Here is an 11,331-nt window from a genome sequence, read left to right on the forward strand (position 1 = left end):
AGCGAAAACATGAATTTTGAATATTCCCCGAAAGTACAGAACCTGCTGCAGCGCCTGAAACAGTTTATGGCGGAAGAGGTTGTCCCGGTTGAATCCCAGTATTGGGAGCAATTGGAGCAGGACCGCTGGGGCGAACCGCCGATTATGGAAGAGCTGAAACAAAAGGCGCGGGATGCGGGCCTCTGGAACCTGTTTATGCCGGGCAGCGAACACGGTGCCGGGCTGACCAACCTGGAATACGCGCCGCTGGCGGAGGAAATGGGCCGTGTGCTGTTTTCCTCAGAAATTTTCAATTGCAGTGCGCCGGATACCGGCAATATGGAAGTGCTTGCCCAGTATGGTTCGGATGCGCAGAAGGAACGCTGGTTGAAGCCGCTGCTGGCGGGGGAAATCCGTTCGGCTTTCGCCATGACCGAACCAAAAGTGGCCTCCAGTGATGCCACCAATATCGAAACGGAAATCGTGCGCGATGGCGACGATTACGTTATCAATGGCCACAAATTCTATATCAGCGGCGCATTGAACCGCCGCTGCGAAATCATGATCGTGATGGGCAAGACCGCGCCCGACAGCCCCGACCGCTATCGCCAGCAATCCCAGATACTGGTACCGATGAATACTCCCGGGGTGAAAGTAATTCGCCCCATGACGGTGTTCGGTTACGACGACGCGCCGGAAGGCCACGGCGAAATCATTTTCGACAATGTGCGGGTGCCGGCGGAAAACTTGATACTCGGCGAAGGTCGCGGATTTGAAATTGCGCAGGGTCGCCTTGGTCCCGGTCGCATCCACCACTGTATGCGCCTGATCGGCCAGGCCCAGCGTGCGCTGGAAATGATGTCCGCACGGGCGGAAAACCGCGTGGTGTTCGGTCGCCCCATGATCAAGCAGGGTTCCGTGCGCGAGGATATTGCCAAGTCCGCCTGCGAAATTGAACAGGCGCGCCTGCTTACCCTCAAAGCCGCCGACCAGATGGATCGCTACGGCAACAAGGCAGCGCGAGACCTGATAGCCATGATCAAAATTGTCGCTCCGCAAATGGCGTGCAATGTCATCGACCGCGCCATCCAGATTCACGGCGCTGCGGGCCTAGGGCAGGACTTCAATCTCGCGCGGGCCTACGCTTATGCGCGTACCATCCGTCTCGCCGACGGTCCGGACCAGGTGCACATGATGCAGTTGGGACGCAACCTGGCTGCGGCTTATGCAGCGGAGGTGGGTTGAATGTCAGAGGTAAAAAACCCTGCCGCAGTGGATCAGCTGGATACGGAAAAGTTGTCCGCTTACCTGAAGGGGAAAATCCCGGGCTTTGATGGCCCGGTACAGGCGAGCAAGTTTTCCGGTGGGCAATCCAACCCCACCTTCAAAATTCAGACCGGCGCGGGCACCTATGTGCTGCGCCGCCAGCCGCCGGGGAAACTGCTGAAATCTGCGCATGCGGTAGACCGGGAGTTTCGGGTAATGCAGGCACTCGCCGGCAGTGACGTACCCGTGCCCAAGGTGCTGCACCTGTGTGAAGACCGCGATGTCATCGGTTCCATGTTCTATGTGATGGAATATTGCGAGGGGCAGATTTTCTGGGACGCCGCATTGCCGGAGCTGAACAACAGCGAGCGCGCTGCTTTCTACGAGGAAATGAACCGGGTATTGGCCGCATTGCACAGTGTCAACATCGATGCGGTGGGGCTTTCCGATTACGGGCGCCCGGGTAATTATTTCGAGCGGCAGTTTGAGCGCTGGCAGGGACAGTATCGGGCATCGGAACTACAGCCCATCACTGCCATGGACCAGCTGATCCTTTGGCTGGGTGAAAACCTGCCGGCGGATGATGGCCGTGTTTCCCTGGTACACGGGGACTATCGCCTCGACAACATCATGTTTCACCCTACCGAATCCCGCGCCATCGCGGTGCTGGACTGGGAACTTTCCACTCTGGGACACCCGTTTGCGGATCTCGCATACCAGTGCATGCAACTGCGCATGCCTGCGGATAGCGGCAATATCTCGGGGCTTATGGGGGTGGATCGTCACAGCCTCGGCATTCCCACTGAGCGGGAGTATGTGGCCCGCTACTGCGAGCGTATGGGTATCGAGCGCATCGATAACTGGGCCTTCTATCTCGCGTTCAGTTTCTTCCGTCTCGCCGCCATCATCCAGGGCGTAGCCAAGCGTGCCCACGACGGTAATGCCTCCAGTAAAAATGCGGCAAAGCTCGGTGCTTTCGTCGGTCCGCTGGCCACGCTTGCACTGAATGTCATCGAACAAGAACAGTAATAAAACATCAAACGATTTTGAGGAAAACTCTATGGCGACCAATCTTTTTGACCTGACCGGAAAAATCGCCCTGGTAACTGGAGCAAGCCGCGGTATCGGCGAGGCAATTGCAAAACTGCTGGCGGAGCAGGGGGCCCATGTGCTGGTTTCCAGCCGTAAGATCGAGGGCTGCCAGGCCGTAGCCGATGCCATCAATGATGCGGGCGGCAAGGCCGAAGCCGTGCCCTGCCACATCGGCAATATGGAAGATATCGAACAGGTATTCAGCCATATTCGCAGCAAGTACGGCAAGCTGGATATTCTGGTGAACAACGCCGCAACCAATCCCTATTTCGGACATATCCTCGATACGGATATCGGTGCCTTCGAGAAGACCGTGGCGGTCAATATTCGCGGTTATTTCTTCATGTCGGTGGAAGCGGGCAAGCTGATGCGCGAAAACGGTGGTGGCTGCATCGTCAATACGGCTTCTATCAACGCACTGCAGCCGGGAGTTGGGCAGGGTATTTACTCCATTACCAAGGCCGCAGTGGTGAATATGACCAAAGCGTTTGCCAAGGAATGCGCGCAGTTCAATATTCGGGTCAATGCGCTGTTGCCCGGCCTCACCAAGACCAAATTTGCCGGTGCACTGTTCTCCCACGAGGAAATCTACAACACCGCCATCGGCCATATTCCCATGCACCGTCATGCGGAACCGGAAGAAATGGCCGGCACTGTGTTGTACCTCGTGTCTGATGCCAGCAGTTACACCAATGGTGAATGCGTGGTGGTGGATGGCGGACTCACCTCCTGTGGAGGACTCTGAGTATGGCGGAATTCATGCGGGACCCGATGCTGGACTTTACCGGCAACGTGGTACTCATTACCGGCGCTGCCAGCGGCTTTGGCGCCCTGGCTGCAGAAGAGCTGGGCCGCCGCGGTGCGCGTCTGGTTTTGGGGGATATCAACGCGGCAGGTCTGGGGCTGGTGGTAGACAAGCTCACCGCACAGGGTATTGAAGTGCAGACAATGGCTTGTGACGTTTCCTCCGAAACTGACTGCGCTGCCATGGTGGCACTGGCGCGGGAAAATTTTGGCCGCCTGGATATCGCCATCAATAACGCCGGTATCGCTCCGCCCATGCAATATTTTGAAGAGGTGGATGAAGAAACCCTCGACCTGCAGCACCGGGTGAATGTAAAGGGCGTTTTCTTCGGCATGAAGCACCAGCTCAAGGTGATGCGCAGCCAGGGCAGTGGAGTAATCCTGAATGTCAGTTCCATGGCCGGCCTTGGTGGTGCCCCCAAGGTGGCTGCCTACGCCGCTGCCAAACATTCGGTGGTGGGGCTGACCCGCACTGCAGCGGTGGAATACGCCCGTCACAATGTGCGCGTCAACGCCATTTGCCCTTTTTACACCCTGACCCCGATGGTTACCGATATTCAGGCACCAGAGGGTGCCACTGTGGATCAGGTGCACGCGCAATTGGCCTCCGGTTGCCCGATGAAGAGACTGGGAAAACCGGAGGAAGTGGTCAGTGCCATGTTGATGTTGTGTTCACCGGCGCTCACTTATGTCACCGGGCAGACCCTGGCGGTAGACGGTGGAGTTTCCGCCTTTTAATTTGCAATGACTGAATAATTTCTAACGACGTAAAGAGAGGGAGTTCACATGCCAATCATTATTTCCCCTAACGATTGCGCCAGTGCTATCGGCAGCGAAACTCAGGCCACAGACTGGTTCCAGATCGATCAGGCGCGTATCAATGCGTTTGCAGATTGCACCCTGGACCACCAGTTTATCCATGTGGACCCGGTAGCCGCTGCCAGGTCCCCTTTCGGCAGCACCATCGCCCACGGTTTCCTGTCGCTGTCCATGTTGTCCTACTTCGCTGAGCAGCTGGAAGTGGTGATGGATGGGGTAAAAATGGGAGTGAACTACGGTCTGGATAAGGTGCGTTTTATCAGCCCGGTAAAAGTGGACCAGCGCGTGCGAGCCCGCGCCAAGTTGCTGGATGTCCTCGAAAAAAATCCGGGGCAATTCCAGTTAAAGCTGGAAGTGACGGTAGAGATCGAAGGGCAGGACAAACCTGCGCTGATTGCCGAGTGGCTGGTCATGCAGTTTGTGTGATCTGCAAAAGATGATTTAAAAATAACAAGCGTTAATGGAGAGAACCATGTCTATTTCGTTCGAAGGTAAAGTGGCTATCGTCACCGGTGCCGGCAATGGCCTCGGCCGGTCCCACGCACTGGAGCTGGCACGTCGTGGTGCCAAGGTGGTCGTGAACGACCTCGGTGGCGCCCGTGATGGCTCCGGTGGCTCACTTACCGCCGCGGAATCGGTAGTGCAGGAAATTATCGCCGCCGGCGGTGAGGCCATCGCCAACGGTGCCAACGTCACCGACTTCCTGCAGATTCAGGAAATGGTGAAAGAGACAGCAGAACGCTGGGGTCGCGTGGATATTCTGGTGAACAATGCCGGTATCCTGCGGGACAAATCCTTCGCCAAGGCACCCATGGACGATTTCAAGCTGGTGGTGGACGTGCACCTGATGGGCAGCGTGAACTGCACCAAAGCGGTATGGGAAATCATGCGCGAGCAGCTGTACGGTCGTATTGTGATGACGACATCTTCTTCCGGCCTGTACGGAAACTTTGGCCAGTCCAACTACGGCGCTGCAAAAACCGGCGTGGTGGGATTGATGAATACCCTGTGCCTGGAAGGCGAAAAGTACGGCATCAAGGTGAACTGCCTGTCACCCACCGCAGCCACCCGTATGACGGAAGACATTATTCCCGACCCTAAAGCGCTGGAATTGCTGACCCCTGAATCCGTAACTGCGGGGCTGGTCGCCCTGGTGGCCGAGGATGCCCCGAATCGCTTTATTCTCTGTGCGGGTGCGGGTGCTTTTGCCCGGGCGCGCATCCTTGAAACCGAGGGCATTTACCTGCCGCCGGAGCAACAGACCGCGGAAAACGTGCTCGCCAATCTGGATGCCATTGCCGATGAAAAAGGCCAGCAGGAATTGGTGGGCGGTTTGAACCAGACGGTGAAATTTTTGCAGAAAGCTGCCCAGGGCCTGGGCATCAAGCTCGGCGGCTGAGCCGGGAAAATAGGGAGAATTGGCCATGAAAGAAGCTGTGATCGTTTCCACCGCGCGCACGCCGATTGGTAAAGCCTACCGCGGCGCATTCAATAATCTGGACGGCGCCAGCCTCGGTGCCCACGCGGTTCGCGCCGCCGTTGCGCGCGCCGGTGTCGAGGCCGGCGAAGCGGACGACTGTATTTTTGGCGTGGCGCTGCAGCAGGGTACCACCGGCACCAATGTGGCACGTCAGGTGGCACTGCGCGCGGGACTTTCGCCCACCGTTGCCGGTATGACCATCGACCGCCAGTGCTCATCCGGACTGATGGCGGTCGCCACTGCGGCGAAGCAGATTACCAACGACGGCTCGCCCATCGTCGTTGCCGGTGGCATGGAGTCCATTTCCCTGGTGCAGAATCAGAACATGAATATGTTCCGTGCTGCCGATCCGGCACTACTGGAAATGCACCCGGCCATTTATATGCCGATGATCGATACTGCGGAAATTGTGGCCCAGCGCTACGGTATCAGTCGTGATCTTCAAGACGAGTACGCGCTGCAATCCCAACTGCGCACCGCCGCCGCGCAGCAGGCCGGCCTGTTTGCTGACGAAATCATTCCGGTCACTGCCAACATGATCGTGGTGGACAAGGAAACCGGTGAGCAGTCCGAGAAGCAGGTCACCCTGTCTCTCGACGAAGGCAACCGCCGGTCCACCACGATTGAAGGACTGCGCAGCCTGAATCCGGTGCGCGACAACGGCGTAATCACCGCCGGGAATGCCTCGCAGCTTTCCGACGGTGCTGCTGCCATGGTGCTGATGGACAGCAAACTGGCGGAACAGCGCAACCTGAACCCGCTGGGTATATATCGCGGCATGGCGGTGGCAGGTTGTGAGCCCGACGAAATGGGCATCGGTCCGGTATTTGCGATTCCAAAACTGCTGGCCCGCACTGGCCTCAAAATGGACGACATCGGTTTGTGGGAGCTGAACGAGGCATTTGCGGTCCAGGTGCTGTATTGCCGTGACAAGCTCGGCATCGACAACGACAAACTCAATGTCAACGGCGGTGCTATTTCTATCGGTCACCCTTATGGAATGAGTGGCGCACGCATGGTGGGGCATGCACTGCTCGAAGGTAAGCGCCGCGGCGTGAAGTATGTGGTGGTGACCATGTGTGTGGGTGGCGGTATGGGTGCAGCCGGACTGTTCGAAGTTGTATAACAAGCCGAAGATCCAGACGAAATAACAGTTGAGGCAAAATATGCGAGCTCTGGTATGCGAGGCCTTTGGCCCGATAGAAAATCTGAAAGTCCGTGACTGGCAACTGCCGGCATTGAAACCCAATGAGGTTCGCCTCGAAGTTCACGCGGCGGGAGTGAATTTTCCCGATGGCCTGATGGTGCAAGGGAAATACCAGGTGAAGCCCGCAATGCCTTTCGTCGCCGGCGGTGAGTGTGCGGGGATCATTCGTGAAGTCGGCGAATCGGTCAAAGGGTTCAAGGTCGGCGACAGAGTGATTGCGATGCCCGGACTTGCGGCGTTTGCGGAAGTGGTCAATGTGGATCACAAACTGTTGATGCCAATGCCCGCCGAGCTGGACTTCCAGCAGGCGGCGGGTTTCTGCATCACCTATGCCACCTCTTACTACGCTTTCAAGCAACGTGCGCAACTGAAAGAGGGCGAAACCCTGGTGGTGCTGGGCGCTGCCGGTGGCGTTGGCGTAACTGCGATCCAGCTGGGCAAGCTGATGGGTGCTCGGGTAATAGCCTGTGCCTCCACCGATGAAAAATTGGCATTCTGTCGTGATCTGGGTGCAGACGAAACCATCAATTACAGCAGGGAAAACCTCAAGGATCGCATTCGCGAACTGACCGATGGAAAGGGCGCGGACGTGATCTACGACCCAGTGGGTGGTGATTTTAGCGAGCAGGCTTATCGTTCCATTGCCTGGGGCGGGCGCTACCTGGTGATTGGCTTTGCCGCCGGGGATATTCCCAGCTTGCCACTGAATCTGCCGCTGTTGAAAGCCGGGGATATTCTCGGCATATACTGGGGCGGCTGGGCAGCGCGAGACCCCAAAGCGAATATGCAGAACTTCAGTGAGCTGCTCGGCTTTGTACAGCAGGGGCGCCTGCAGCCGTTGACCACCGAAGTCTACGATCTGAGTGATTTTACCCGGGCGTTTGCTGCGATTAACGAACGTCGTGCGAAAGGCAGGGTGGTTCTCACTATGGGGCAGAATCAGGACTGATCTCGGGTAGATCCGTATCCCGCGACCAAATAAAAAAGGGAGTGGTGCAATATCACTCCCTTTTTTATGCAAGAAATTCGATATGACGTAAGAATTACGAAGGGCTGTCAGGGAAGAATTCGGCAGTGCTTACGCGCTACCGCGGCCAGATCTTTGGGCAGTATGTCTGTGTCTGCAGAGTGCTGTTGTCGTCGCCACTGGGCACATAGGCCCACGTAATTGCCGGCTTCCACTTCCGTACGCAGTGCGTGCCAGGTATCGACTTTGGCCTGAACCAGAGCGGGCTGGGGGGACTTCTGGTCCAGCCCCGTTTCTGCATTTTGCGGTGGCGTCAGTTGGCCGGGCGCAGCGCCAATGTATTGAGCCGGGTTGAGAAACACTATGGCAATGGCCACCGCACCGAACCCAGACGCCGCGCGAGACAGCAATCGGCTGGTCTTGCGACCTGCGGGGTGAATCGGTTTAACCGCCCTGATATCCGCGAGAATTTTCTTTTCGAGAGGAGTGGGGGTACGCAGTTGTTCCCTCTCCCGCCGATAAGACGACTCCCAGTGATTGCAGTTCATATTTCACACTACCTCAACCGAAGGTTCGGTGGTGGCGACGCTGGCTGCTGCAATATTCGGAGCCTTTTTCCAGCGGAACGCCAAGGACGGCTTCTTCGGTATCGTCGCGGATTCCGCGGCCTGTTTTGCTGCTGCCTGTTTTGCCGCTTCTTGCTGAGCCGCGGCGAGCGCAGCGGCCTCCTTCGCCAGGGTGGCAGCCGATTTCCAGGGCTTGCGTGCGCTCCCGTGTACGGTGAGTTCTACCATCTGGCGACTTTGGTTCAACACATGGCGACACAGTGCCAGTGGCAACTTTTCGATATCCGCCACTGTGGCCAGCGACAGGCCACACTCGGTAAACAGCAGGAATACATTGCGCTCGCGGCGCGGCAGTTGCTGTATAGCGCGCAGCACCTCGGTATTCTCCAGAGCCGAGCGCAGGGAGTCGTTCTCGGTACGGGCTTCCTCTGGCACGGCATCAGGGTTCTGCAACTGCCGATTGATGCTGATAAAAAGCCAGTTCTTCAGGCGGCAGCCGCCCAAATTCGGTGGTGCCTGTAGGAAGGCTCCCCAGAAGTTCTCCATCAATTGGGAGCATTGTCGAGGTGCCATCTGTGCGCAGTAACGGAACAGGGCATCCTTGTAACGCCGGTAGATTTCCCGAAATACGCGCTGACTGCGGGTATTACAGTACTGATTGACCAAGTCTTCATCACTGAGACTGCACAACTTGTCCGCAAACATGGGACTTGCCTCCTTGGCTTTAATTCCCATTGCCACTTACCCGGTTGCACACCCCGGGACATATCCGGTCCGCAGGTAATTCAATAAACGAGTAATCTGTTTTTAAATTTATTTCGCTCACAAATTCAGCAGTGGTGAAAACCGCTTTCTGGCTCAGTGTTTACCGTTGCCAGTCTGCTGTTCCGACGTCTTGTCCGCGTCGGTAATTTTTTCCGAATAACCTTTAACTACTTTTTCTTGTTTTTTGTTATCTGATCTTTCACGGTCGGCGGAAACAGGCCCTTCCTGTTCCACCCGGCTGTGCTTTTTCCACGCGGCAAGAAACAGCGTGGCGAGCCCCAACAACAGTTCATCCACAAAGGGCACCAGGTCGGGAATGATCAAGTCAATCAAAAACAGCGCGCAGATCCACTTGAACAGCTGGGGATGTTTGAGCCTGCGAGCATAGTTGAGAAACCAGCCCACCAGGGCACTGGGTAGAACGCGCTTCATGTAGTACCAGTTACTGGTGATGGAGACTGGTGATTGAAAATGCTTTCAGGACCGTGTTGGCAGTATAGCTCGGGGCCGGTGGACCAGCGTTCGGGGAAAAGGTTCCGCGTGTGAAAAAACGCAGATGGTGGCGCGGAAATATCGATAAGTTCCGACGGGCGTCCGGAGACGCGGCGCAGGAGTAAACGGCGAAGCGAGTAGAATCAGGCCGCCGGGCCCATTCGCTCGCGAAGCGGGAGGCGCAGCTGTTCCGGACCCAAATCGGCGCGTAAATCTCTGAGTTTCACCCCGACACCGAGCAGTCGGATGGGGTCGCTGCGCTTGTCCCAGCATTGTTGTAACAGCTGTTTGAATTCACTGATACGGGCGGCGCGACTGGCGCGCTCCTGGGTGGACTGGGTGAAATCGGCATATTTGACCTTGATGATGGCGGCGCTGATTTCGTAACGGTCGTCGAGCTTTTCCAGCCGCTCCTGCAGGCGTCCGTACAGGTTGGTCATTTCTTCAACCCATTTCCCGTGTTTATCCAAGTCTTCGGTAAATGTGTGTTCGACACTGACACTTTTGCGCGAACCGTCGCCGCTCACCGGCCGGTCGTCCTGGCCGCGACAGAGTTGATACAGTCGGTTGCCGAATTTGCCGTATTTCTGCACCAGTTCCACCAGGGAAAAACGCCGCAGGTCACTGCAGGTGTGAATGCCCTCACGGTGCATTTTTTCCGTGGTAACCCGGCCCACCCCGTGAATTTTTTTGACGGGCAGTCGCAGGACAAAATCCTCGACTGCATCCGGGCGAATGACTGTTAGTCCATCGGGTTTTTGCCAATCGCTGGCGATTTTTGCCAGGAATTTGTTAGGGGCAACGCCGGCAGAAATGGTAATTCCCAGATCCTTGAAAACCCGTGCGCGAATCTCGCGCGCGATCAAAGTTGCACTGCCATTGCAGTGCGCGCTATCGGTAACGTCGAGAAAAGCCTCGTCGAGGGATAGCGGTTCAATAATGTCGGTATAGGTGAGAAAAATATCCCGTATCTGCCCGCTAACTTCCCGATATTTTTTCATATTGCCCGGCACTACAATCAGGTCGGGACACAGTTTTTTCGCCTGTGAAGTGGGCATGGCCGAGCGCACGCCAAAGCTGCGCGCTTCGTAATTGCAGGTAGAAATCACTCCGCGACGATCGCTTGCGCCGCCCACGGCAATAGGCCGCCCCCGCAAATTGGGGTCGTCTCGCATTTCTACCGAAGCGTAGAAACAGTCGCAGTCGCAGTGGATGATCTTTCGCATGCTGGGATTATATCCAGTATCGGAAATTGGCCAACCGAATTTGGTAAATGCCAGATTCGCCGAGGTGAAAAGACGAGGTAAGTGAGGAGGTAGGTAATGAGCAGAATCTCCCTGATGGATCGCGAAGTGGAGCAACAGGTTTCCGGTATTTTCGAAGAGGTGCGGACGCAACTCGGCTTTGTACCCATGTTGTTCCGGGCTTACGCCAACAATCCCACCCTGCTGTCGGAATTGTGGGATCGCTACCAGCACACCATGCTGACCGGTGGTCTGTCGCGGCGACTGAAGGAGGAGATCGCCCTGATGGTGGCCGAGGACGAGCACAGCGATTACGGCATCACCCTGCATAGCAGTGCGCTGCGGCAACTCGGCATGGACCCCCATGAAATCCTGCGGGTGCGCACCGACCCGGACCACGCCCATCTGGAGCCCCGCGATCACGCGCTGCTGGAAATCGCACGCCACGGCAACCTCGCGCCCTATGATCACGGGGAGCGGTATATCAATCACGCGCGGGACGCCGGTGCGGCGGATGCCGATATTCTCGAAGCGCTGGCGGTTGCGAGCCTGGCGGCAGAGATCAGCCACGTATCGAGCATGTTGGATATCCCTGCGGATATTCGTCACTGACAGATTGCACCTGCCCGGTGCCTGCAAATCCGGTGCGG

The 11,331-nt window shown here is 56.8% G+C and carries 13 protein-coding genes; 9 read left to right on the forward strand and 4 right to left on the reverse strand.

Annotation, left to right across the window (positions count from 1 at the left end; all coding sequences use genetic code 11):
• The first annotated feature begins 9 nt into the window (after positions 1 to 9).
• From R5R33_RS15835 to R5R33_RS15870, 8 genes are read left to right on the forward strand one after another with little or no spacing between them, the layout of a single operon-like run.
• Positions 10 to 1,224, forward strand: a complete 1,215-nt coding sequence (locus R5R33_RS15835) for an acyl-CoA dehydrogenase family protein (protein WP_318953669.1) — start codon at positions 10 to 12, stop codon at positions 1,222 to 1,224.
• Positions 1,225 to 2,274, forward strand: coding sequence for a phosphotransferase (locus tag R5R33_RS15840; protein WP_318953670.1), 1,050 nt, complete (start codon positions 1,225 to 1,227; stop codon positions 2,272 to 2,274). It abuts the gene before it with no gap.
• Between the two features lie 31 nt (positions 2,275 to 2,305).
• Positions 2,306 to 3,082, forward strand: coding sequence for an SDR family oxidoreductase (locus R5R33_RS15845; RefSeq protein WP_318953671.1), 777 nt, complete (start codon positions 2,306 to 2,308; stop codon positions 3,080 to 3,082).
• Positions 3,083 to 3,084: 2 nt separating this feature from the next.
• The gene (locus R5R33_RS15850; RefSeq protein ID WP_318953672.1) at positions 3,085 to 3,879 is read left to right on the forward strand and encodes an SDR family NAD(P)-dependent oxidoreductase; all 795 of its coding nucleotides are present in this window, start codon (positions 3,085 to 3,087) and stop codon (positions 3,877 to 3,879) included.
• Between the two features lie 48 nt (positions 3,880 to 3,927).
• Positions 3,928 to 4,386: a MaoC family dehydratase gene (locus tag R5R33_RS15855; RefSeq protein ID WP_318953673.1), complete on the forward strand. Its 459-nt coding sequence runs from the start codon at positions 3,928 to 3,930 to the stop codon at positions 4,384 to 4,386.
• 46 nt (positions 4,387 to 4,432) lie between these two features.
• Positions 4,433 to 5,359 carry an SDR family NAD(P)-dependent oxidoreductase gene (locus R5R33_RS15860; protein ID WP_318953674.1) on the forward strand — a complete coding sequence of 309 codons (927 nt, stop codon included), beginning with the start codon at positions 4,433 to 4,435 and terminating at the stop codon, positions 5,357 to 5,359.
• Between the two features lie 25 nt (positions 5,360 to 5,384).
• Positions 5,385 to 6,566: an acetyl-CoA C-acyltransferase gene (locus tag R5R33_RS15865; protein ID WP_318953675.1), complete on the forward strand. Its 1,182-nt coding sequence runs from the start codon at positions 5,385 to 5,387 to the stop codon at positions 6,564 to 6,566.
• Positions 6,567 to 6,606: 40 nt separating this feature from the next.
• A complete protein-coding gene (locus tag R5R33_RS15870; protein ID WP_318953676.1) occupies positions 6,607 to 7,596 on the forward strand; it encodes an NADPH:quinone oxidoreductase family protein in 990 nt (329 codons plus the stop codon).
• Positions 7,597 to 7,703: 107 nt separating this feature from the next.
• Here R5R33_RS15870 and R5R33_RS15875 read toward each other — a convergent pair whose 3' ends face one another.
• From R5R33_RS15875 to dinB, 4 genes are all read right to left on the reverse strand, one after another.
• Complete coding sequence (locus tag R5R33_RS15875) at positions 7,704 to 8,162, reverse strand: hypothetical protein (RefSeq protein ID WP_318953677.1); 459 nt, start codon at positions 8,160 to 8,162, stop codon at positions 7,704 to 7,706.
• Between the two features lie 3 nt (positions 8,163 to 8,165).
• Complete coding sequence (locus R5R33_RS15880) at positions 8,166 to 8,915, reverse strand: RNA polymerase sigma factor (protein ID WP_318953678.1); 750 nt, start codon at positions 8,913 to 8,915, stop codon at positions 8,166 to 8,168.
• Between the two features lie 123 nt (positions 8,916 to 9,038).
• Positions 9,039 to 9,377 carry a DUF6116 family protein gene (locus R5R33_RS15885; RefSeq protein WP_318953679.1) on the reverse strand — a complete coding sequence of 113 codons (339 nt, stop codon included), beginning with the start codon at positions 9,375 to 9,377 and terminating at the stop codon, positions 9,039 to 9,041.
• 203 nt (positions 9,378 to 9,580) lie between these two features.
• Entirely contained in the window at positions 9,581 to 10,663 is a 1,083-nt protein-coding gene (dinB, locus tag R5R33_RS15890) for a DNA polymerase IV (protein ID WP_318953680.1), read from the reverse strand.
• 96 nt (positions 10,664 to 10,759) lie between these two features.
• Here dinB and R5R33_RS15895 point away from each other — a divergent pair, with 96 nt between their 5' ends.
• Positions 10,760 to 11,293 carry a carboxymuconolactone decarboxylase family protein gene (locus R5R33_RS15895; protein ID WP_318953681.1) on the forward strand — a complete coding sequence of 178 codons (534 nt, stop codon included), beginning with the start codon at positions 10,760 to 10,762 and terminating at the stop codon, positions 11,291 to 11,293.
• Positions 11,294 to 11,331: the final 38 nt, after the last annotated feature.

Origin of the sequence: Microbulbifer pacificus (assembly GCF_033723955.1) — a bacterium.
Lineage (GTDB): Bacteria > Pseudomonadota > Gammaproteobacteria > Pseudomonadales > Cellvibrionaceae > Microbulbifer > Microbulbifer pacificus.